Raw genomic sequence first — 21,151 nt, forward strand, 5'->3', positions numbered from 1 at the left:
TGAGGTGATATAATGTATGGTAATTTAACAAGGTTAAAAAAGTTTATAATTTATTTAGTGATTTTATTTTTTTCTATTATATGGATATATCCTATTGCAAAGTCTGTAATTCAATCCTTGCAAATTAAGGGACTGGATAACTATGCTTCAGTTATAAATAATCCGGAATTGAATTATTTTAGAGTTATCTTTAATAGTTTATTTATTTCAATTTCTACAGCTACCATTGTTACTATAACAGCATCCTTAGCTGCATTTGGTTTTTCGAAAATGGAGTTCAGATATAAAAGTTTATTATATTATATGTTGCTTGCTTGTCTTGCAATACCACCTGTAGCTGTAATGACACCCTTGTTTTATACAGTTAAGACGCTGAAGATGACAAATTCATATGGAGCGCTTATTCTCCCTTTAGTAGCTTTTAATGCACCATTCATGTTAATGATACTTAAAAATTATTTTGATACTATTCCGAATGAAATTATAGAAGCAGCTTCAATAGATGGTTGTTCCCAGCTTAGTATATATAAAATAATTATGTTGCCTCTTGGAATTCCAGCTATGATTAATGTAGGTGTTTTAACCTTTATTTATTCATGGAATGATTTTTTAATCCCATTGCTTTTTGTAAGAGAAAAGTCAATGTATACTGTTACCATAGCCACATCGTTTTATACATCCACTAAAAATCAAACTCCTGAAATGGTGGCTCAACTATATGCAGCACTAATACTAATGTCATTACCTTCAATATTGTTATACATGTTCAGTCAAAGGTATTTGCAAGATGGCCTTACTTCAGGGGCTATTAAGGGGTAGAAGGGAGTTAAAAGTATGTCCAATTTAAAAGAAGTTTTATCACATTTACCCTTGCAGGGTGAGATTCAATATGAAAACCCAGTAAGTATAATGAATTCTGGAAACAAACATTCTATAGATAATCCAGACCCATATGTTATTAAATATAATGGAGAATATTATTGTTATACAAGTAGTACTGGAGGACCAGCAGGAATAAATATTCTTAATTCTAAAGATTTAATTAACTGGACAAATATAGGCTATGCTTTTGTAACAGAAAACGAGAAGGAGTTTTGGGCACCTTGCGTAATATACAACAATGGGATTTTTTATATGTATTATTCTTCAATTCAAAATAATGAAGATGATTGTCATCTAGAATTTATGAAGGTGGCGATATCTAATGATCCAAAAGGTCCCTTTAAATATCAGAGGACATTGTTTGACACCTTTAGTATAGATGCCCATGTAGTAAGAGACATTGATGGAACTTATTATTTAATATATTCAACTAACGAGTATATGGGCGGTGATGAAAAAAGACCAGGCACAGTAATTCTATTAGACGAGCTAGTAAATATGGTGACATTAGCGGAAAATCCAAAGCTTCTAATAAAACCTACTCTTGATGAAGAAATATTTGAAAATAATAGGTTCGGAGATGGAAGGGATTGGCATACAATTGAAGGTGCTTTCTATTTTAAGAAAAATAGTAAGGCTTATATTATGTATAGTGGAAATGCATATACACACGAAAAATATTTCGTAGGTTATTCAATAGCTGATGCTAGTAATAATAAAAAAATCAGTGAAATGATATGGACTAAGTATCCGGATGAAAATACCTATAACCCAGTATTAAAGATGAGCTCATCGATTAGGGGCACTGGACATAATTCAGTAATTAAAGCTCCAGATAATGTAGAAGACTTTATAATATATCATGGTAGGAGTTTAGGCTTTGAGGAAAGATCTATGAGAATCGACCCATTAATATGGAGTGGAGAGGAAATGTGGATACCAGGTCCATCTAATGGAAGACAGAGTGTACCATGGGTTCCAGCCTTTAGAGATTTGTTTGATACAGAGTTAAACAATCAATGGGAGCTCATTTCAGGAGAATGGAAAGTAAAGGACGGAGAACTTATTCAGAATAAAGTAGACTGTATAGCTAGTGCTCTTGTTAAATTAGTTCTTGAGCATTATATTTTTGAGGTGAGTTTAAAGTGTACTCTCACTCATATGGGAGCAATATATGGAGTTTATATTTGCTTTGAAGATAGTTTTAATAATGTTCAGCTACTTATTGATGCTGGAAAGAAGTGTGTTAAGGTAATTTCTTCTTGTAATGGTGTACAAAAACAAGATATGATAATTGCGTTGGACAAAGGATTTAAGTTCAAATGTTATCATAAGATAATAATTAAAAAATTCGGGTTAAGCTTTAAGGTATTTATTGATGACAACTTCATTTTAAAATCTTCCTCCGATTTTAAAGGTGGGAAAGTAGGACTTATTTCACATTATGCAAGAGCTCAGTACGCAGGTCTTTCAATTACTAATAATTTTAAATTAGATGAAACTACCACTGATGATTTCAGGAAAATTATTTGTATATGTGATAATGGGTTAAAAAGTCCTTGGAATATAGAAAAAGGCTCGCTTATATGTAACAGAAACCTTGAGAAAAATAAACTTTCATTTAAAAAAGCCTTTTTAAAGTGTTTTAAAATGAGTTTTAATTTTTTAATTAAAGATTCTATGGAAGAGGGTTACGTACACATATATCCAATATATGAAAGTGAAAGAGACTACTTAAAAATCTGTTTAAACAAAGGTTCTAAAAAAATTTTCCTAACACATATACAAAATAGTATTGTGAAAGTTCAAGAAGAATTCGATTTAGATGAAGGTTTTAATATAAAAAATGTACATTCCATTTATATTAATAAAGAATATGACAACATATATGTCTTAATGGATAGGTATATAATATACCAGGGGGATATTAATATCAAACTAGGCTGTGCTGCTTTTTATAGCAATATACATACTGAATTTTATAATATTGATATTACTCAAAAATAACATCTAATCATTGTGTTAGCCCATTAAACGTTTTAGAAGTCTAAAAATGGATTTATAGATTATGGGACTAATTTAAATGTGGTAGAGTGAGACGATGTCTACATCTTTCAATGGACAGTGATATAGTTAGGTACGGTTCGCCTCCACCATAAGAAAACAACAATTTTGATACAATGTAAAACCCTTGAATCTAGGGTTTTTGTTGTTTTTTGGACGAGATGCAAGGTTAAAATTGAGCAGAACGTGATGAAATTATAGGTCAGAATGGAATAAAAATAAAGTAAAAACCTCCAGCTTTTGAATTCCAAATTGGTGTAATAGAACCACCTGAGGATAGAGGATATGCCTTGCCATTTTTTGAACAAGCGCTAGAAATAGTATATAATTCGAAAATGTATAAACTTCGGGAAGATGAAAATACAGGCATGTATTGTAAGGCACCACTAGATATAGTAGATTTAATAAAATATGAAATGGAAGGTAAATTAGAACAGGCATTGTTAGAAGGAAATTAGGCTGAAAATATATTTTTGTCACTTGCCACGTGGGTGACACCTAGATTGATGGAGTAAAAGTGGTAATCTCTATGTATCAAAGCATTAATGGATTTTTCTATTGAAAACAGTATTAAGTTACAAGCTAAATCAATTAGATTGGATGTTTACGAAGGCAGTATACCTGCCATTATGCTGTATGAAAAATGTGGTTTTAAATATATTGATATAGTTGACTTGGAAGCTACGGATTGAATTGGTTTAAGTTATATGAAAAATTACTATGATAAGTAGGAGGGGAGCATTATGAATAAAATGGTAGAAGTATGTTGTGGAAGTTATTATGATTGTCTACAAGCTTACATGGGAAAAGCAGATAGAGTGGAATTAAATAGTGCCTTATATATGGGGGGATTAACACCGAGCACATTTTGCTTTAGAGTAATTTCAAATGTTCCTCCACAGTTATCACATACCCATCTGTAACTATCTGTGCTCCAACGTGCAAATAATATAATACCAATAATAAAAAAAATAAAAAAAATAAAACTAAATAAGAATAATAGTAAATTCAAAATTGCACCTACAAATATTAGTATTAATGATACTATGCTGAGTGCAATACTAAAGATAAAGCTTGTTTTATTTTACCTTAATAACTTTATTATTCCATTAGTACATAAGTTAATTAAAGGTTACTTATAGCCATCGAATTTAATTATATTTAAGTAATTCCGTTGCCAAACTATTAGTTACAGTCACAAGACCTTCATAAACCCCTTTATCAATACCAGGACAATTATTGTACCGTTCTATATAAATTTTCATGTTTTCAATTAAATTTATGTATCCATTCAAATCATTTGGCATATTGCCCTTATTAGAATTTAAAACTTCCATGCAGTTAGAACCAAGTTGGCTCATAGCATCCTTTTCTTTTTCAGTAGATTTTTCCCATTGTTCTCTCCATGCTTTGCGTACTATTCCAGGTGCCGTTGTAGGCGGAAATGATACTCTGTGTTTTTGAGCCTCCTTAAAAGAATAAGCTGAATAAAGCATATGACTTTTTATATATCTTTCATAGTCTATTTTATCTTCTTCCTCAATAATTTTTTTATCGGCAAGTTCAATTTCTAAGCTGATTTTTACATTTCTATTATTTTTCAAATGTTTATTTGTATAATTTCTTGTTTGAGCCTGATTAATCGCTAAATTCATAATAGTTCCCCCTAAATCTAGAATAATAACTCGTTATTAATTATAAAGACCCATTAACTCAGAAATTAATTTAGTTGGTCCTTAATGAATGTTATGAATTAATTATTTTTCTGTTTCTAAAACTTTTAATTAAAGTATAATATTATATATTAATCTGCAAGTACGTCATTATTCAATTATATAGGATATTAATAAAAATTTCAAATATTTAACATAAGATTTCGGTTAGCTAGGATTGAAGATGACTATGATAATGAATGGTTTTGAGAACATTCCAATAAAATTGAGGGAACAGCATGGACAAAAAAACATGACAGATGAAAAACTTGTACTTAATTTAATTCTTTATTATGTTGAAATGGGCATTGAGTTTACAAATACATATGGAGACATCAACGAAAGCTTTTATAACAGTGTTGAAGGTATGTATCAATTGGTAGTAGATTCTATTAATAAACATAAAGATTCGGGAATTTTTAATATATTAAGAAAAAGCCAAGTTATTTGTAAAAAGTGTGGTACAGAATTTATAAGAGACTAGGCTTATATCATTTCTATATAGATAAGTATTAAGTTGTACTTATCTAATTGTACTTATCTAATTGACATACTCATTCCGATTGTATAATTAAGGTAAAACATATAGAAGGATGCTGTTATAATGAAAATCATAAAAATAATGGACTATATGGAGTTGAAATTATGAACTACACACAGGCCTACAATGAATTGGAAGAAAATAAATTCGCCCAGAAATTAAATTTGCAGATATACTTATTGAAATATTAAGTGAAAGAGGTGAAACTATTATGATATAATAGACCTATAGAATAATCATAAGATATAAGAAAGTATAATTATAGATATACTAAAAGTAAGAGGTGAATATTAAATGGAGGACAGACAATACTTTTTAATTTGGTGCATAGAAGCAGTAAAAAGAATCAATGGTATAAGTGGAAGTATCGTATATAGTAAGTTAAAAGAGTGTGAATGCTTAAAATTTATTGTTGAAAATTATGAAGTAATGCATAGTCAAAGTGAGGAATATATAGTAGAAGATATAGTGGAATTTTGTAAAAATAGAGGTGTGCTATTATGATTCTTTATCATGGTTCAGTTAAGGAAATACCAAGTCCGTCTATAAATATAGGTAGGAATAAATTAGACTTTGGAAAAGGATTCTATGTGACAGAATTATTTGAGCAGGCAAAAACATGGGCATGTAAACGAGCTAGTATTTTGAATAGTAAACCTGTAATTTCTACTTATGAAATAACCAATACAACTGGATTAAATGTCCATAGATTGATGGTGCAAGTGAAGAGTGGCTTGACTTTATAGTAGCAAATAGAAAAGGCATTATGATACAACATAATTATGACATTATAATTGGTGAAATGGCAGATGACCAAGTTTATGATAGTATAAATTTATATATTAGGGAGTACATACCTAAGGAAGAATTATTAAGACGTATTAAAATGCAGAAACGTAATCAGCAGGTTTGTATAGTAAATCAAAATGCAATTCAAAGATTAAAGTTTGTAAAAGGAGAATGTGTATGAAGGCAACAGTAATTGATGCATCTACATGGTTTGAGATAGTAACAGAATTAGGAAAACAATTAAATATTACGTTTGAACAAGCATTAGAAATAGTATATAATTCAAAAATGTATAAACTTCGTGAAGATGAAAATACAGGCATGTATTGTAAAGCGCCTTTAGATATAGTAGATTTAATAAAATTTGAAATGCAAGGTCAATTAGAACAGGCATTGTTAGATGGAAATTAGGGAAGCCGTTATGGCTTCCCTTAAAAATTGTCATAGCAATCTTAATTGTTATGCACCATAGGGGATTTCAGCAAGAAAGTAAATTTGCAGATATTCTTAGATATAATAATATTGAATGTGATGAATTATCAAATAAATCAGATAAAAGAATTAAAGTTACTAGTACCTTAGGATATATACTCCAATTTATATCAAGTCCACAGGATAGTGTTATATTTAAAGATTTAATTAAAAATGTATTTTGCCAGGAACATAATGAGGAAAGTGAAAAATTGTTTGATTTTATTTACGGTTATGACGTTGAAAAGCTTATATACCTCATTGGTGGCATCATAAATGAACTGGATATTCCGGTGGGAATATTAAACTCCAAGGTGTATAAACAATTTATAAGTTCACTAGATTTAATTAGAACAATATTTGAATATCCTCAGACACATTTTGATAGGCTAATTTTATATATTAGTGATGTTCTAAATTTTAGTTAAGCCCATGAGATTTGGGAAAAATTAGAAAGAAGGTTTGTAGAGCAAGCTCAAGGTGAAGTTAAATTATTTGTAAATGAAATTATTCCAAATAGTGTTTTTGCAGATGTATCGTTACCAGGATTAAAGGCTAATGATGAGTATGGTGATAAAATAATGAAATGAAAATTATCACTGAAATGTTCAAATTAAATCTAACTTTATTCTGGAGGAGAAATTATGAGTATGGAAATAATATATACACCAAAGGATAAAAAAACTAGTTTTGTAATTGCAGGTGGAAAGAATCCCATAACATCTTTTAAAGAAATGAGATTTACCGATGATCAATTAGATATTTGTATTCCTAGAGAGGAAAAATTACTATATCTTGATAGAAAAAAATATGGGAGTTATGGAAGTATGCCTATTTTCTCTTCTCTTTATTCAATTTACTCAGATGATAAACCTATGATTTTATATACTGCTGAGGATGGAGATTGCGATACATGTTTGGAAATATTTTTAAAATATGGAGATGGCAAAAGGCCTAACTTGGATGAACTGCTAGATATGAGAACTTGCATGGATAGTTATGATGGAGATATTAATCGTGCCATTAAGAAAGTGGAAAAATTAATGGAGCTAATGTTTCCTGAAAAACTCTACGAATTTGAATATTGCACTGGAATTATGGGAGATTTAGATGGTGACTTTACGTGGGACAGATACCAAAGCCATAAATATCTCCCCTGTGGTAGCCCTTGTTCACATATTTCAATGGATATTGAAGGATTAAAATTAATCTCTCTTATTGCTTCTCAACCAGTAGAAGCATATTCAAAGGATAGAGTAGAATATTACCGACAACAAATAAGAAATGGAATTAAATTAGGGTGCATTGCGTATAGAATACCACATATTTCTAATTATGCGATAATTCTTGATGGACACCATAGAGTTATTGCATCTATGCTGGAGGGAGTATTTCCAGAGTGCCTCTTGATTTCACCAGCATTCTACAGACTTGTTAATGTGATGTTTTGACATATAAAAATAAGATGGATAAAGAAGTATTTAACCGTATTGGAGAAATCCAGTTATTCGAAAATATTAAGCTCCATGAGGGTATAGTCTTGAAACATAGAGTTACTAATAACAAAATCTTTCTAATTCACGGTCATCAAGTAGATTATCTAAATTATAAAATGTGGAAATTAACTAGATTATAGACTTTATAATATTTATCGTGTTAGATGAAGTATAATAGTGATTAAATAGGTTGTACTTAATCACCTAAAATATAATATCGTGGGGGAACAATATGAATTTATCAACTGCTTTTTTAATATTAATATATTTATTAAATATACTATGTGTTTTGAGACTGATTTTTATAAAACGAAGTGATACGAGAGTTATATTTGCATGGCTTTTAGTATTCGCTTTTTTACCTTATGTTGGTTTTGTTTTTTACTTCTTGGTCGGTAGTAAATATAAAATGCGAATCATGTCAAGAAAGTATGGTATGGGTGAAATAGAAGAAAAGTACAATAAAGTGCTAGCACAACATATTCATAATATTGATACGGATAAAATACAATTTAGAGAAGTAGAAACTGAAAAATACAGAGATTTAATTACGATGAACTCAAAAAATATAATGTGTTATTTTACTCAAAATAACGAAGTAGAACTTTTATTAAATGCTAAGGAAACATTTTCTATGATTTTTAGTGATATTAGAAATGCAACAAAAAGTATTGAAGTAATGTATTATATTTTTAGAGCAAAAGATAAGATAGGTAAAGAATTTATTTCTCTTTTAGAAGAAAAGGCAAGTCAAGGAGTAAAAGTAACTTTAATATATGATGGGCTTGGATCTATGCATACTCATATGAGTGATTTTGAGAAGCTTAAAAAAGCTGGTGGGCATGTATACAGATTTTTGCCATCTATTATAAAAAGTTTATTGCTTGCAAATTATAGATTACATAGAAAAATAGTTATTGTGGATGGCAAAATTGCTCATACTGGTGGAATTAATGTGGGTGATGAATATTTTGGCTTAAAAAAGATAAATAAACCTTGGAGAGATACAACAATACGGTTGACTGGTTACAGCGTACTTTCATTTCAAACAAGGTTTTGGTCTGATTTGGTTTTTTTGCAAAATCAAAGTTTTAGAAAGATAAATAGGGCTAAATTAAAGTTTGACGAAAGGTTATTAAAAAGTTTTTATGATCCTATTAAAGAAGGAAATATAGGAGTACAAATACTCTCAAGTGGACCTAGTAGTAAAAATGACTCTATAAAAGATAGTTATGTTAAGATGATTACCACCTCAAAAAAATATTTGTATATTCAAACACCATATTTTATTCCAGATAAAACTATATTAGATGCACTAAGGATGGCAGTTGCTGGTGGTGTTGATGTTAGAATAATGCTACCGGGTATACCAGATGACAAACCTGTTTATGCTATTTCCTTATTAAATGCGGCAAAACTTTTAAAGTATGGTGTAAAGGTATATCTGCATTCAGGTTTTCTTCATGCAAAAACACTTGTTATAGATGATTACGTTTCAACAGTAGGAACTGCAAATGTTGATATTAGAAGTTTTAGTCTTGATTATGAAGTCAATGCATTTATTTATAATAATGAATTTGCAATTAAATGTCGTGATACATTTTTAAATGATATCGGAGATTGTACGATATTTGATATCGAAACTTATGCTAATCGTGGTTTGTGGAAAAAAATTTATGAATCTGTTTGGCGTTTTATTACTCCGCTTGCTTGAAATTTTATTAGCTAGGGGGTCACTTAGTTCCCCTCTAGCAACCTGGGAGGCCCAAAAAATTTCATAACATAGAGTTGTAATCAGCTAAGTATGTCACTGGGGTAAATGGCAATTTAGACGGGAGTGATGAAAATGAAATACAAGATACTGATTGTAGAAGATGAACCAGATATAAATGGGTTGCTGGTTAAGATATTAGAAAAAGCAGAATACCAAATCGCACAGGCTTTTTCGGGTACAGAAGCAAAATTATTATTAGAGAAAGAAATTCCAGACCTTATTTTACTTGACCTTATGCTTCCTGGAATATCAGGAGAGGAATTATTGCATGATATTAGGGAGAATAAACATTATAATGTTCCTGTTCTGGTGCTCTCAGCAAAAAATTCTTTAGGGGATAAAGTATCTTTATTAAAGAATGGTGCAGATGATTACATCACTAAGCCTTTTGAACCAGAGGAAGTGATTGCAAGAATTCAATCGGCTTTAAGACGTGCAGGAAAAGAATTTTGCTCTAAAAAAATTCTAACATACAAGACCTTACAACTTTATCCTGAGTTTAGAAAAGTAACAATTGGTGGAACAGAAATTGTATTAACAGCTCATGAGTATGAAATTCTTTACCTTTTCATGCAAAACCCAGAGAAAGTGTATTCCAGAGAAAGTTTGTATGAATCGGTGTGGCAGGGTGGATATTACGGTGAAAATAACACTGTAAATGTTCATGTTAGCAATTTAAGAAAAAAATTAAAAGAAGCGGATTCCAAAGAAGACTATATCCAGACCGTATATGGCATTGGATTTAAACTCCAATAAAAAATTTAAACTCCAATAAAAAACTTTATGACTTCTTTAAAAGTTTTTTATGACTTATTAAAGACTTAATTGTTATAATATGGTTGTTCAATGAGGAAATCCAATAATGGATAAACTTATTTTTATATGGAGGTAGGCAAATGAATGATTATGTTATAGAAACAAAGCAAGTTACAAAGGCATACGGTTCACTCCTTGCATTAGATCATGTAAATATTCATGTGAAAAGAGGAAGTATTTATGGACTAGTTGGTGATAATGGTAGCGGTAAAAGTACCCTTTTAAAATTATTAGCTGGACATAGTTATGCAACAGAGGGAGAAATACAGATTTTTGGAAAATATGGAGAAAAAGAGTTAGAGCGTACCCGAAAAAAAATAGGCTGCATGATCGAACAACCGGGTTTTTTTCCTAACATGACCGTAGAACAAATATTAAAGTATTATTGTATTCAAAAGGGAATTCCCGATAGAAAAAAAGTTGATAAAATGATAAAACTAATGGGTATTACAGAGAAGCGAAATAGTAAATGTGGAAATCTTTCAATGGGGCAAAAACAGAGATTAGGTCTTGCCATTGCCATGATGGGAGAACCACAACTTTTAGTTTTGGACGAGCCTATCAACGGACTAGACCCTAGCGGTATTATAGAATTTCGTAATTTGCTACATCGCTTAAATGAGGAAAATAACATTACAATTTTACTGTCGAGCCACATATTGTCTGAACTTCAACAAATTGCTACCGTGTATGGGTTTCTAAGCAAAGGCATTTTGATTGAAGAAATCTCGTCACATGCATTACTTGAGAAATGTTCGGATTGTATTGAAATAACAGTATCAGATGTGGAAAAATATTCTGTTTTATTGGAAAGAAATTTCCCAAAAGAAACCTTCAAAGTTCTTCCAGAAAACAACATTAGTATCTATAGACCACAGGATAAAGCAGAAGCTTACAGCAAATTAGCTTCTGAAAACGGGATTTATATAACAGGTATGAGAACAATTCAATCTTCTTTGGAAGATTATTATATGGAATTAAAGAAAAGAGGTGCAGAAAAATTATGAATTATATAAAAAGTGAATTTTATCGGGTATCCCACAGCAGAGGTATTTATTCTTTAACTGCAATTTTAGCAATTTTGTCATTTTTGCTGAATGCTGTATTAAGCTGGTTTGGAAGAATGGACGGTTCAAGTTTTCCATACGATACAACTTCGTTTTCATATTCAAATTTAGTAGCAAATCCAATGTTTTTTTGTGTTATGAGTGCTGTTATTGGAATTTTTCTCTATGAGGGGAACAGAAAATATGGCAATTTAAAAAATACCATTGCTTTTGGTATTTCCAGAACAAACGTCTTTGCCGGAGAATGCATTGTAGCAACTGTTTCAGCTATCTTTTCACTGATTATAGTCATAAGTGTTTATATTATAAGTGCAGTTGTTCTTTTGGAACATATAGGCCCCGTAAATCTGATGGATTTATTGACAGAAATACCAGCTGTATTTTTTATAGCTGTGGCGTCGCTAATTTCGGGAATTGTATGTATAGAAGCATTTGAAAAAGATTCTATCGGAATTATCATTTGGGTTACAATTTGGTTTATTATTCCTAAGATCTTTTTTTACTTGGGTCTTCGTTTTGATATGATTCGTAACATTGCTATGTGGATGCCCGATAATTTTTTTGGTATAACTGGAATGATCGTCAATATGTCTCGAAGTATTACTGCATGGGGTACAGCAGAAGGAATGGTTAAATGCTTAATGTCCGGCATAATTGGAATCGTTGTTTTTTCCTTATTGGGTATCATATTACTTAGAAAAAGAGAAGTGTAATTTATATGTCTGATTTTGCATAGGAGGAGCGAAATGCTGTATATTGTTTTAGCTATTATAGGGGGTTATTTTGCATTTCACTATTTTTCAATCCTATATGCGTTTCGTGAGATAACGAAAGATATGCGCGAAATACAAAAGGACCTTACCCAAAACCAAATTCTTCATTTGCCCATACCGAATAGGGCTTTAGAGAAGGTCTTGTGCTGCTTTAATTATACTTTGGAGGAAATCAGAAAAGAACGGCAGAGTTATGAAAAAAGAGAGAAAAGGTTCCAGAAGCAAATAGAAAATATCAGTCATGATTTACGAACTCCTTTAACTGTAATTTTAGGTTATTTAAAACTTATCAAAAAAACGGATAAAGAACTTAACATGGACAAAGAACTGGCAGAAGCATTAGAAATTATAGAGCATAAAGCGGAAACTATGAAAATATTGGTAACTCAGTTTTATGATTTTTCACGCTTAAATGCAGGAGATTATGGATTGACACTGAATAATGTGGATATTTCCAGAACTTTAAAGGAATCTCTTATGGGTAACTATAAGGTTTTGGAGCAATCGCATTTAGCAATAGAGATTAATATACCAGAACACCCCATATGGGTAATGGGTGAAGAGTCGGCACTAGTAAGAATATTTCTTAATTTATTACAAAATGCTGGTAGATATGCCAACAGTTTTCTAAGAATCTCAATGAAGGAAGATGGCGAAAATGTATTAATTTCATTCATCAATGATACAAATATGCTTTCTGAAGATGATATTCCACATTTATTTAATAGATTTTATATGCAGGATAGTTCCCGAAATCAAGGTGGTACAGGACTCGGGTTGACAGTTGCAAAATTGCTGGCAGAAGAAATGGGAGGAACATTGGAAGTTAGTATTGTTGATAAAGAATCGTTAAACTCTGAAAAATATAAATTCAATATTTGCTTTGAATTGAGTATAAAAGTAACAAAAAAATGAGGGGATGAATATTATACTGTTATCTGAATATTAATGAAGCACAAAAGGTAATTCAATATTTATACAAGATATAGTTAAAGGGATAATAGAAAAACGGATGTGATATAATTCACATCCGTTTTTCTATTGGATTATAATTCGAATGATAATGGCAATTATATTTATAAATATGACAAATATTTATTCTCCATCTATATTGTTGGTTTTAAAAATAGCAAAAGTATTAAAAGTTAGAGTTGAAGAATGTACCAATTGTAGTATCTATAATGATCGGATTAATTTGGATAATCCAGAATTTAATATACTCGTTTGAATCAAGGAAATATGAAGACGTGTAGCTAGTGCGGATCTTGGTCTAATAAAAATATGGCTGCGGCAAACAAAGGATAAAAAAGCATCATTTGTACTCATGCCTACTCTCCTAAGTATATTAAATTTTTGTCTGAAATAATATATATTAATATAGTGGCGGAAAAGAGGGAGCTGGTAGATAATGTCTGAAATTGTGGATGTGTGAGTTGAAAATAATGATTGTAATTATATAGTTAAAATGCGCATTATTATGTCATTATTTTGTACATTATTGTTGGATTTGGAGCAATAGCTGTATATAATGGTTATAGATAACGGACAAATTATAGAGATGGGAAATCACACGGAGCTTATAAATAAAAAAAGAAAAATACTGTAATATGTATTATAATAATAGTGATGAGGAATAAGGTTACAAACTTAGTTTAAGAAGGAGTAAAGGTAGGTGTGCCAGTTGAATTTAATAGTAGAGAAACCCTTCGAAAAAATCCGGTAATTGATATGCGCGCCTATGGCACTCATAATCAGAAAGCGGGGACATGGTCTGATGATACAAGCATGTCATTATGCCTTATAGATAGCCTTTCCAAGGGGTTTAATTACAATGATATAATGACGAATTTTATTAAATGGATTAACAGTGGAGACTACACTCCCTATGGTGAGGTTTTTGATAAAGGAAATGCAACAACAATTGCATTGAGGCGGTTTGATGGAGGGGCAACTCCTTTAGAGTGTGGAGGCTTTGCGGATAATGATAACGGTAATGGATCGCTTATGAGAATACTGCCTATTTTATTTTATCTAAGGTCTATTTATGGAACAGAGATAACTGAGAATGAGGAGGCAATGAACATAATTCACAATGTTTCAGCACTTACTCATGCACATAAACGTAGCTTAATGGCTTGTGGCATATATATATCTGTTGCTAATAATCTAATGGGAGATAGGGATCTTTCCAATGCGGTTGAAAAGGGCATTAAATCACTAAAAGCTATCGTTTTAAAATTGGAAATCCTAAGTTTTTAAGGAGCTCTGAAAAGAAACCAATTAAACTATAAAAGCAACTACCTAAAAAGGTAGAGGGTTCAAAAAACTACTTAAAATCTAAAGAAAAATTAAATTTAATTCATTCACAAGTTGCTAATCAAAGAAAGAATTTCATGCACAAACTAAGTCGTAAACTCGTTAATGAAAATCAAGTTATAGTAGTTGAAAACTTAAATATAAAAGGTATGATAAAAAATCATAAATTAGCAAAATCAATACCACAATTTATAGAAATATATTTCACTATTTTTTTACTATTACCAAAGTAAAGAACAAATGTTCGTATGTATTTAGGAATAATACAAATACTATAGACAGGTAATATTATGATATAATAAAGTAGCAATAGACATGGATTATGAAAAGATTGAAGATTCGGTGCTTAAAAGTGCCATGGATTTTTTTCAACAGAATGCAGTTAATTTTTTTGGAATAAATACTAAAATAATAGCACCAGCACAAACGGAACTAAAAGATATAAAAATAAATACAAACTTTATGGATTATACTTTCTATACAGAAGATGGTGATGAAAAATATAATTACTTAAAAGATAAAATTGACAATAATGAAGAACTAACAAATGAAGAGGTAAAATTCAAGGAGGTATTTAATATTACAGAAATAGGTAAGATGATATTAGAGGATGGTATTGCTAAAGGAATGGAACAAGGTAGAAAAGAAGGAAAGCACAGCCTTTATTAAAACTGTTAACTAAGAGATTCAATAAAATACCTAATGAATATAAAAATAAGATAATGGAATTATCAGATGAAACTATAGAGATAATAGGGCTTGAACTATTTGACATGAAAGATGTGAAGGAAATTGAGAAATTTTTTTAACGACATTTTAGAAGGAAAGTCTCCCACTTATAGAAGTGTAAGTGTTCGCAAAATTCTTTAACGCACTATCTTTAAGTGCTGGTATGTGGTTAAAGATAATTTTTTATCTTCACTTATAATAGTAGTAAATGAAGTAGTGAAATTAGGTATAAGATTATTTGTAAAAAAGAACAAACAAATCGTGTTAGAATCAGAAGAAAAGATAGCAGCTTAGATAAGAAAAGGATTAAGGCACAAAATAAAGTGGGGCCTGTGTAAGTTTTGATGAGAGTCTATGGTGTTGAACATTGAATGAAGTAATTATAAAGTCAGATGTAAATGTAGTTTTTCAGGATGGTATGGCATTAGATTGGAATATATAAGTGTAGGAATACCCACAGGGATGGCAGAAATGCTTTTCTTGTGGGTATTTTTGCTTTTTTTGAGGAATTAATCGATGTGATAAAATATTGTGTGAATATAGCAGGAAAATGAAAATTTTTATAGAAATTGTTATTATGAATCGAAAAGAATGTTAATTTAATAGAAACTTTAGCAGAATATTATAGTATTGATTTGGAATATGTAGATAAGCAATTATGTAAAATGATCGATGAAACATCTCAGATATGGTCAACTCCAGAAAAGATAGAGACATTATTTTGGTGGGGAAAAGAATATAATAAGTCTAGCGAATTGCCTAAATTGTTGCTGAATTCAAAAGGAGATTTTGTACAAGCTAATGAAACAATCTATTTTGTGCGTGGTAGAAAATTAGATATTCCTAAGTGGGCGAGAGTTAATCAATTAGATAAGGACTTTGAAGAAGAATCAATTCTCTAGAATAGACAGAGTGAGGAAAGCACTTGAAAAAGAAGACATACTTGAGCGCGTTATTGCTCGTTATTCTGGAAAGAACGAAGATTCATTGCAAAGCACATTACTACCACAAGTGAAATTTAGAGATGCTGATTCATCAACAATAATATCTCCGATAAATACATCTGTAGGGGATAGTTTTGAGAATGCAAAAAGTTATGTGAAATGGTTATGGGAGAATTACTCTCAAAATGAAGAATGGCAACCACCAGCGGACATTCGTTTTAATTTACCAAGTCAAATAAAAACGGTTGAAACATCTAATTACTTATTTTTTGATAAAAACTATAATAATCCATTAGGGGAAAAATTATTTATTGATATAAAATATGTTGCTTTTGTTGACCCTATAGAGTTTGGAATAGATAAAGAGGATATACTAAAATTCCAAAAGTTTGTTGAAAGATTAGGTGTTAAGAAATATCCTGAACTTGTAAAGCAGAATATTTCAGACTCTAAATTTCTAAGTTTATTTAGTGTGGATTATTTATCTAAAAAGTTGCCTGGAAATGAAGTAGATGAAAGAAATCCAAGGGTGTATGAAGTAAGTTACGTCAATATCATTGAATTAAAAAAGATATTAGAAAATTTATCTATACAAGATATAATGCTCTGGATTAAATCAGATTCTAAGTTAAAAGATGAATTGGATTTACGGCATCCAGGTCTAATTAAATGCCGTTATGATGCAAAAGTTCAGGCATATCGTAACATTACATTTGAGGATTACTCGCAAAGTTATGTCAAGTTTATATTTGAAAATATAAAATGGTTTGAGATTTCTGGGAAAAAATATCAACCTAATCAGTGTGTATTTGCATATTCAGGTATGGATATTTCAGCAGTATTGCCAACCGTTACTAGCCGAATTGTAAAAGACTTGGCAGAAGATTTATCCGTTAAACAAAAGGATTTGAGAGAATTTCTTGAGAAAATTGGTGTTCGGAATAAGATTACAGAGCTTGGTTCTAATGATTTTTACGGTGCGCTGTTGAAGTTACCAATTCTAGATCAGAGTGGACAAATTTCTGAAAAAATATATCGTGAAGTTATTGAGCTTGATAAAAATCCTTTTGAAAATTCTTTTAATTATAAAATTTTTCTGGAAAAAGGAAAGGTTTTTACTCAAAATCATCACGGGAAGAGTTATCACGTAGCATCAGATTCATATTTTAGCAGTAGTATTCGAGTAAACGTTGGTAACTATCATATTATGAGAACACCTTTGAGAAATGGAAATTTTGATGTTTTTAATAGAATTTTTGGCGCTAAAAAATTTAAGGAGAAATATAAAGTTGTTAAAGAAAGTGTTGAATTACATAGTGATAATGACAGTTTTCAAGATGATTTTAAAGACTTTATTATATATGCAAAAGCATGGGGAGAAAAAAATGAAAACATTAAGAATAGAATCGATAACATAAAAGTTAAGTTAGTATCTCAGATTACATTGATTGACAATGGATTGTCTCAAAAGGTTTTAACAAATTATTTGTTGATTAGGGATGAATAGAAAATAAAAACTTCCAGTTTTTACTACGACCTCGGAGGTCGTTACATAAACTGGAAGTTTATGTTTGTTAATGGCTTTAAATGGGCTGATGAAGATGGGCCGAGATTTCAATTGGCACCTATGGGATATAGAGGATATATCGTGTTTTTGCCTATCCACCCGAAAAGGTGGAATAGGATAAAGTGTTTTATATCACTTTTGGGGGTTGTCATTTCTTTTGGTTTTATACTTAGACCATAGTTTCTTTATAGATTCTAAAAATACTGCAATAACCCACACTATCAACGCAACTATTTTTATAATGCTATCATTTGGTAAATAGGTTGCAAAAACAAATAATATAGAAGCAATAAGCTTAAACATGAAATCTTTTTTGATAAACATAATACAAACCTCCAGAAAAAATTATTTCACCAGTAGATAAGTCATAAACCAACATTTTAATTTTCTAATAATTTACGCGCTACCCCTTTAATCAAAAAATAAAATTATTAGCCATTAAAAGTTAGTAATTTTATTATAGTTTAATATTTAAAAGTATTTATTAATGAATACAACACTTACGATTACTACCAAAAAAAAGATATAGTATCCTAATTTACTTTTTTTACAATTAATTCTCTTAATCCACAATTAAAAAGTATAAATATTAAAAGTATACTAGTTATAATAGAAATATAGTTATTTAAAGGTTGAAATATAATTTCATACAAATTAATAAGAACAACTATTATTGCAGGAAAAATAATACCTATAATCTCACTTGGTGATTTCTTGCGTTTAAAATTCAATATAAATTGACCTCATCTTAAAATCTATGGCTATGTTAGACGATATTGAGGATAATGCATATAAAATTGGCTTATTTATTTAAGACAAGCCAATAATTTTTTTAAAAAATTATCATGAAATATAATATCTAACAATTATCTCAGTATCGTAATTTTAAGATTGATGAACTATATAAGAACAATCCTAAGAGAATGACTTATGATTTTAATATAATTTACCTAACGCTAATTTGGCAATTGATACAGTAATCATTGCTATTCCTAAAATTATACTAATCCACCTATAAAATTTAGATGATTTAGCTGATTCACTTATTTGTTTACCAAACCGATATTCTGTAATACCTTGTGAAAGAAAACTCATGCCTAAAAATATCCAAAAGACATTAGCATTATAATGTTCATCTTGTTGAAGTGCTTCAATTAACCATACAATTGGTACAAGAAAATCAAATATAATTGAAGCAATGGAAAGTGGATTCATTTTATGTTTCATGTAGTATTCAACCTCCTTGTATAATCTAATTATAAGTTTAATAAGAAACCATTCCCGGAAATAGATAATTAGATGATAAATTATAAATTCAATCCAGAATATAGTCATTAAAATATAAAATATATTTCTTTATCAACACTCCCACACAACCCTTTTTTAATTAATTTAAATTATTCTAGTGGATATATAACACATATATCTGTATTAGTATTGACTTGGCATTTCTGTAGTATCTTTTTCAATTTCATATGGTGCTTTTTTATCTTCATCTCTAACTATTAATAGTTTACCATCATAATCTATTACATCTGTTTCTGAATTAGCAGTATATGTTTTATATCCTCCTCCAATTGTACAATCCCAAGTACTTTTTACTATATATCCATTATATACTTTATCGTGATATTTCATGTTAGCTACATTAACAATGCTTGTAATAGTATTGCTTTTAGAGACCGTTGCTGTTGCACAATAAGCTATGATAACCTTTTCATAGATGCCCTGTACTTCTGGACTTAGCATTTCTTTTATTTCATTGTATGAATCTTTTACATTATTAGGACTTACGTCACCTTTGAATTTATTTATTGTATCAACTGCGTCTTTTGCATCTTTCTCTGATACAACCATCAATACATTTGTCTCTACTGGCTTTGTGACTGTTATGCTTTCTGTTTTAACTTCATTTTCAACTTTATCCTTTTGTGCACACCCCACAAGAGACAATATTATGGTAAACGTTAAAATAAAAACTATAGTCTTTTTCATTTTCAAATTCCTCCTATATTTTGGATGATTAATTGTATGAAAATAACATTATAGTTTTGTTCTAGTCTCATATATAAATATACGAAATATAACTATTAAAGTCACAACAATAACATTGTGTCCTTCTCTACACTTGCCATAATAAGACATCTGTGATCCTTCATATAGTCATATTATACCATATCATTTAAAATACATCCATTTTCAACATCTTTATTAAACATAGCCTTTTAATAAGGCAGTGGCACAAGTCATAGTAGATAATTATGAATATGGAAATATAAATGGTGAGGTAGCTATGGCAACCGAGCAAGGAACTTTAGAAGATGACTTAGTGTTTACAGGTTTTGTAGGAATAAGAGATCCACTACGTATTGACGTTAAAGAAGCTATAGAAACTGCTAGATATGCAGGAGTTACTACAAAAATGCTTACAGGTGATAATATTAATACAGCTATTGCTATAGGTGAAGAATTGGGCTTGCTAGGATTAATACATAAGTTACTTGTATAGATGAAATGGTGGACAGGCATTTAGTGCCTAGCTACTGTTTTTTGGTGTTATTAGCAATAAGAACGAATGTTCGCATATAATCCGAAATTATACTAATACTATAAACAGGTAATATTATGATATAATAAAGGAGAAACAGATATGGATTATGAGAAGATTGAGGATTCGGTTCTTAAAAGTGCTATGGATTTTTTTCAACAAAATGCAGTTGATTTTTTTGGAATAAATACTAAAATAATAGCACCAGCGCAAACGGAGTTAAAAGATATAAAAATAAATACAAACTTCATGGATTATACTTTCTACACAGAAGATGGTAATTATCTTCATTTCGAATTCCAAACAACAAATAGGCAAGAGGATATAAGAAGATTTATGTTTTATGATGCATCTTTACATTATAAAGGAAATAGAAAAATAAGAACTGTAGTAGTATATTCTTCAGGTTAACACTAGCTCACATTAAAGATCTAACTTGCTACTTGCCATTTGGGTGGTATCAGAAGCTGTCAAAGTGTAAAAAACATTTTGATAGCTTTTTTTCTTAGGTAAGAAAAATTATGTCTATACATAGATGGCTCTTTCTTGTTTTGTGTGGATTTAACCACTTGATTTTTCTTACAAATTTGTAATTTCAAAAGCCTATTATTCAAAAGCATTTGGTAGATTAAATTCTAAATCGCTGCATACCAAATAGACCA

General features: G+C 30.1%; 28 protein-coding genes and 2 pseudogenes. 26 read left to right on the forward strand and 4 right to left on the reverse strand.

Features of this window, described 5'->3' with window-relative positions:
• The first annotated feature begins 12 nt into the window (after positions 1-12).
• The 5 genes and pseudogenes from ACREVU_RS15615 to ACREVU_RS15635 all read left to right on the forward strand — a co-directional run bounded on the left by ACREVU_RS15615 (position 13) and on the right by ACREVU_RS15635 (position 3,869).
• A complete protein-coding gene (locus ACREVU_RS15615; RefSeq protein WP_431552533.1) occupies positions 13-819 on the forward strand; it encodes a carbohydrate ABC transporter permease in 807 nt (268 codons plus the stop codon).
• Positions 820-834: 15 nt separating this feature from the next.
• The gene (locus ACREVU_RS15620; protein WP_431552534.1) at positions 835-2,889 is read left to right on the forward strand and encodes a glycoside hydrolase family 43 protein; all 2,055 of its coding nucleotides are present in this window, start codon (positions 835-837) and stop codon (positions 2,887-2,889) included.
• A gap of 347 nt (positions 2,890-3,236) precedes the next feature.
• A complete protein-coding gene (locus tag ACREVU_RS15625) occupies positions 3,237-3,404 on the forward strand; it encodes a hypothetical protein (protein ID WP_431552535.1) in 168 nt (55 codons plus the stop codon).
• Between the two features lie 78 nt (positions 3,405-3,482).
• Positions 3,483-3,670 (forward strand): annotated as a pseudogene (locus ACREVU_RS15630) (GNAT family N-acetyltransferase); the annotation flags it as partial.
• 19 nt (positions 3,671-3,689) lie between these two features.
• Positions 3,690-3,869: a copper homeostasis protein CutC gene (locus ACREVU_RS15635; RefSeq protein ID WP_431552536.1), complete on the forward strand. Its 180-nt coding sequence runs from the start codon at positions 3,690-3,692 to the stop codon at positions 3,867-3,869.
• 228 nt (positions 3,870-4,097) lie between these two features.
• Here the strand turns inward: ACREVU_RS15635 and ACREVU_RS15640 are convergent, their stop codons facing one another.
• Positions 4,098-4,601 carry a hypothetical protein gene (locus ACREVU_RS15640; protein ID WP_431552537.1) on the reverse strand — a complete coding sequence of 168 codons (504 nt, stop codon included), beginning with the start codon at positions 4,599-4,601 and terminating at the stop codon, positions 4,098-4,100.
• 247 nt (positions 4,602-4,848) lie between these two features.
• On the opposite strand from ACREVU_RS15640, the gene ACREVU_RS15645 reads away from it, so the two are divergent.
• The 19 genes and pseudogenes from ACREVU_RS15645 to ACREVU_RS15735 all read left to right on the forward strand — a co-directional run bounded on the left by ACREVU_RS15645 (position 4,849) and on the right by ACREVU_RS15735 (position 17,881).
• On the forward strand, positions 4,849-5,142 hold the full coding sequence (locus ACREVU_RS15645) for a hypothetical protein (protein WP_431552538.1): 294 nt from the start codon (positions 4,849-4,851) through the stop codon (positions 5,140-5,142).
• Between the two features lie 351 nt (positions 5,143-5,493).
• On the forward strand, positions 5,494-5,703 hold the full coding sequence (locus ACREVU_RS15650) for a DUF3791 domain-containing protein (protein ID WP_431552539.1): 210 nt from the start codon (positions 5,494-5,496) through the stop codon (positions 5,701-5,703).
• A complete protein-coding gene (locus ACREVU_RS15655; RefSeq protein WP_431552540.1) occupies positions 5,700-5,945 on the forward strand; it encodes a DUF3990 domain-containing protein in 246 nt (81 codons plus the stop codon). Before ACREVU_RS15650 ends, ACREVU_RS15655 begins: the two co-directional genes overlap by 4 nt.
• Positions 5,946-5,965: 20 nt before the next feature.
• On the forward strand, positions 5,966-6,169 hold the full coding sequence (locus ACREVU_RS15660) for a DUF3990 domain-containing protein (protein WP_431552541.1): 204 nt from the start codon (positions 5,966-5,968) through the stop codon (positions 6,167-6,169).
• Positions 6,166-6,399, forward strand: a complete 234-nt coding sequence (locus ACREVU_RS15665; protein ID WP_431552542.1) for a hypothetical protein — start codon at positions 6,166-6,168, stop codon at positions 6,397-6,399. The genes ACREVU_RS15660 and ACREVU_RS15665 overlap by 4 nt, the downstream gene beginning before the upstream one ends.
• A gap of 50 nt (positions 6,400-6,449) precedes the next feature.
• Positions 6,450-6,887, forward strand: coding sequence for a hypothetical protein (locus tag ACREVU_RS15670; protein WP_431552543.1), 438 nt, complete (start codon positions 6,450-6,452; stop codon positions 6,885-6,887).
• 216 nt (positions 6,888-7,103) lie between these two features.
• Positions 7,104-7,910 carry a hypothetical protein gene (locus ACREVU_RS15675; RefSeq protein WP_431552544.1) on the forward strand — a complete coding sequence of 269 codons (807 nt, stop codon included), beginning with the start codon at positions 7,104-7,106 and terminating at the stop codon, positions 7,908-7,910.
• A 277-nt stretch (positions 7,911-8,187) separates the two neighbouring features.
• Positions 8,188-9,669 carry a cardiolipin synthase gene (gene cls, locus ACREVU_RS15680; RefSeq protein WP_431552545.1) on the forward strand — a complete coding sequence of 494 codons (1,482 nt, stop codon included), beginning with the start codon at positions 8,188-8,190 and terminating at the stop codon, positions 9,667-9,669.
• A gap of 126 nt (positions 9,670-9,795) precedes the next feature.
• Complete coding sequence (locus ACREVU_RS15685) at positions 9,796-10,485, forward strand: response regulator transcription factor (protein WP_431552546.1); 690 nt, start codon at positions 9,796-9,798, stop codon at positions 10,483-10,485.
• A 140-nt stretch (positions 10,486-10,625) separates the two neighbouring features.
• The gene (locus ACREVU_RS15690; protein ID WP_431552547.1) at positions 10,626-11,552 is read left to right on the forward strand and encodes an ABC transporter ATP-binding protein; all 927 of its coding nucleotides are present in this window, start codon (positions 10,626-10,628) and stop codon (positions 11,550-11,552) included.
• Complete coding sequence (locus ACREVU_RS15695) at positions 11,549-12,325, forward strand: ABC transporter permease (RefSeq protein ID WP_503417261.1); 777 nt, start codon at positions 11,549-11,551, stop codon at positions 12,323-12,325. Before ACREVU_RS15690 ends, ACREVU_RS15695 begins: the two co-directional genes overlap by 4 nt.
• 33 nt (positions 12,326-12,358) lie before the next feature.
• A complete protein-coding gene (locus ACREVU_RS15700) occupies positions 12,359-13,300 on the forward strand; it encodes a sensor histidine kinase (RefSeq protein ID WP_431552549.1) in 942 nt (313 codons plus the stop codon).
• 759 nt (positions 13,301-14,059) lie between these two features.
• The gene (locus ACREVU_RS15705; RefSeq protein ID WP_431552550.1) at positions 14,060-14,644 is read left to right on the forward strand and encodes an ADP-ribosylglycohydrolase family protein; all 585 of its coding nucleotides are present in this window, start codon (positions 14,060-14,062) and stop codon (positions 14,642-14,644) included.
• Between the two features lie 47 nt (positions 14,645-14,691).
• Positions 14,692-14,934, forward strand: a pseudogene (locus ACREVU_RS15710) (transposase); the annotation flags it as partial.
• Positions 14,935-15,016: 82 nt separating this feature from the next.
• On the forward strand, positions 15,017-15,370 hold the full coding sequence (locus ACREVU_RS15715) for a hypothetical protein (RefSeq protein ID WP_431552551.1): 354 nt from the start codon (positions 15,017-15,019) through the stop codon (positions 15,368-15,370).
• Between the two features lie 26 nt (positions 15,371-15,396).
• Positions 15,397-15,510, forward strand: coding sequence for a DUF4351 domain-containing protein (locus ACREVU_RS15720; protein WP_431552559.1), 114 nt, complete (start codon positions 15,397-15,399; stop codon positions 15,508-15,510).
• An 85-nt stretch (positions 15,511-15,595) separates the two neighbouring features.
• On the forward strand, positions 15,596-15,724 hold the full coding sequence (locus tag ACREVU_RS15725) for a hypothetical protein (protein WP_431552552.1): 129 nt from the start codon (positions 15,596-15,598) through the stop codon (positions 15,722-15,724).
• 341 nt (positions 15,725-16,065) lie between these two features.
• A complete protein-coding gene (locus tag ACREVU_RS15730; RefSeq protein ID WP_431552553.1) occupies positions 16,066-16,332 on the forward strand; it encodes a hypothetical protein in 267 nt (88 codons plus the stop codon).
• Positions 16,310-17,881 carry a hypothetical protein gene (locus ACREVU_RS15735; protein WP_431552554.1) on the forward strand — a complete coding sequence of 524 codons (1,572 nt, stop codon included), beginning with the start codon at positions 16,310-16,312 and terminating at the stop codon, positions 17,879-17,881. Before ACREVU_RS15730 ends, ACREVU_RS15735 begins: the two co-directional genes overlap by 23 nt.
• A gap of 192 nt (positions 17,882-18,073) precedes the next feature.
• Here the strand turns inward: ACREVU_RS15735 and ACREVU_RS15740 are convergent, their stop codons facing one another.
• From ACREVU_RS15740 to ACREVU_RS15750, 3 genes are all read right to left on the reverse strand, one after another.
• Positions 18,074-18,265, reverse strand: coding sequence for a hypothetical protein (locus ACREVU_RS15740; protein WP_431552555.1), 192 nt, complete (start codon positions 18,263-18,265; stop codon positions 18,074-18,076).
• 612 nt (positions 18,266-18,877) lie between these two features.
• Positions 18,878-19,168: a hypothetical protein gene (locus tag ACREVU_RS15745; RefSeq protein ID WP_431552556.1), complete on the reverse strand. Its 291-nt coding sequence runs from the start codon at positions 19,166-19,168 to the stop codon at positions 18,878-18,880.
• A gap of 204 nt (positions 19,169-19,372) precedes the next feature.
• On the reverse strand, positions 19,373-19,936 hold the full coding sequence (locus tag ACREVU_RS15750) for a hypothetical protein (RefSeq protein WP_431552557.1): 564 nt from the start codon (positions 19,934-19,936) through the stop codon (positions 19,373-19,375).
• A 241-nt stretch (positions 19,937-20,177) separates the two neighbouring features.
• Between ACREVU_RS15750 and ACREVU_RS15755 the strand changes: the two genes are divergently transcribed.
• Positions 20,178-20,450, forward strand: coding sequence for a hypothetical protein (locus tag ACREVU_RS15755; protein ID WP_431552560.1), 273 nt, complete (start codon positions 20,178-20,180; stop codon positions 20,448-20,450).
• A 141-nt stretch (positions 20,451-20,591) separates the two neighbouring features.
• Positions 20,592-20,900 (forward strand): hypothetical protein, encoded by a 309-nt coding sequence (locus ACREVU_RS15760; RefSeq protein ID WP_431552558.1) that lies wholly within the window; start codon positions 20,592-20,594, stop codon positions 20,898-20,900.
• The last annotated feature ends 251 nt before the right edge of the window (positions 20,901-21,151 follow it).

The sequence above is a fragment of the Clostridium sp. genome (assembly GCF_050717535.1).
Classification (GTDB): Bacteria; Bacillota; Clostridia; order Clostridiales; family Clostridiaceae; genus Clostridium_AD.

Bases quoted from the DNA above. Each gene is read 5' to 3' on its own strand.
- cls (WP_431552545.1), top strand. From the start codon at position 8,188: ATGAATTTATCAACTGCTTTTTTAATATTAATATATTTATTAAATATA.
- ACREVU_RS15635 (WP_431552536.1), top strand. From the start codon at position 3,690: ATGAATAAAATGGTAGAAGTATGTTGTGGAAGTTATTATGATTGTCTA.
- ACREVU_RS15660 (WP_431552541.1), top strand. From the start codon at position 5,966: ATGATACAACATAATTATGACATTATAATTGGTGAAATGGCAGATGAC.
- ACREVU_RS15670 (WP_431552543.1), top strand. From the start codon at position 6,450: ATGCACCATAGGGGATTTCAGCAAGAAAGTAAATTTGCAGATATTCTT.
- ACREVU_RS15700 (WP_431552549.1), top strand. From the start codon at position 12,359: ATGCTGTATATTGTTTTAGCTATTATAGGGGGTTATTTTGCATTTCAC.
- ACREVU_RS15715 (WP_431552551.1), top strand. From the start codon at position 15,017: ATGGATTATGAAAAGATTGAAGATTCGGTGCTTAAAAGTGCCATGGAT.
- ACREVU_RS15745 (WP_431552556.1), bottom strand. From the start codon at position 19,168: ATGAAACATAAAATGAATCCACTTTCCATTGCTTCAATTATATTTGAT.
- ACREVU_RS15740 (WP_431552555.1), bottom strand. From the start codon at position 18,265: ATGTTTATCAAAAAAGATTTCATGTTTAAGCTTATTGCTTCTATATTA.
- ACREVU_RS15645 (WP_431552538.1), top strand. From the start codon at position 4,849: ATGATAATGAATGGTTTTGAGAACATTCCAATAAAATTGAGGGAACAG.
- ACREVU_RS15640 (WP_431552537.1), bottom strand. From the start codon at position 4,601: ATGAATTTAGCGATTAATCAGGCTCAAACAAGAAATTATACAAATAAA.
- ACREVU_RS15665 (WP_431552542.1), top strand. From the start codon at position 6,166: ATGAAGGCAACAGTAATTGATGCATCTACATGGTTTGAGATAGTAACA.
- ACREVU_RS15615 (WP_431552533.1), top strand. From the start codon at position 13: ATGTATGGTAATTTAACAAGGTTAAAAAAGTTTATAATTTATTTAGTG.
- ACREVU_RS15655 (WP_431552540.1), top strand. From the start codon at position 5,700: ATGATTCTTTATCATGGTTCAGTTAAGGAAATACCAAGTCCGTCTATA.
- ACREVU_RS15695 (WP_503417261.1), top strand. From the start codon at position 11,549: ATGAATTATATAAAAAGTGAATTTTATCGGGTATCCCACAGCAGAGGT.
- ACREVU_RS15685 (WP_431552546.1), top strand. From the start codon at position 9,796: ATGAAAATGAAATACAAGATACTGATTGTAGAAGATGAACCAGATATA.
- ACREVU_RS15690 (WP_431552547.1), top strand. From the start codon at position 10,626: ATGAATGATTATGTTATAGAAACAAAGCAAGTTACAAAGGCATACGGT.
- ACREVU_RS15620 (WP_431552534.1), top strand. From the start codon at position 835: ATGTCCAATTTAAAAGAAGTTTTATCACATTTACCCTTGCAGGGTGAG.
- ACREVU_RS15675 (WP_431552544.1), top strand. From the start codon at position 7,104: ATGAGTATGGAAATAATATATACACCAAAGGATAAAAAAACTAGTTTT.
- ACREVU_RS15650 (WP_431552539.1), top strand. From the start codon at position 5,494: ATGGAGGACAGACAATACTTTTTAATTTGGTGCATAGAAGCAGTAAAA.
- ACREVU_RS15750 (WP_431552557.1), bottom strand. From the start codon at position 19,936: ATGAAAAAGACTATAGTTTTTATTTTAACGTTTACCATAATATTGTCT.
- ACREVU_RS15760 (WP_431552558.1), top strand. From the start codon at position 20,592: ATGGATTATGAGAAGATTGAGGATTCGGTTCTTAAAAGTGCTATGGAT.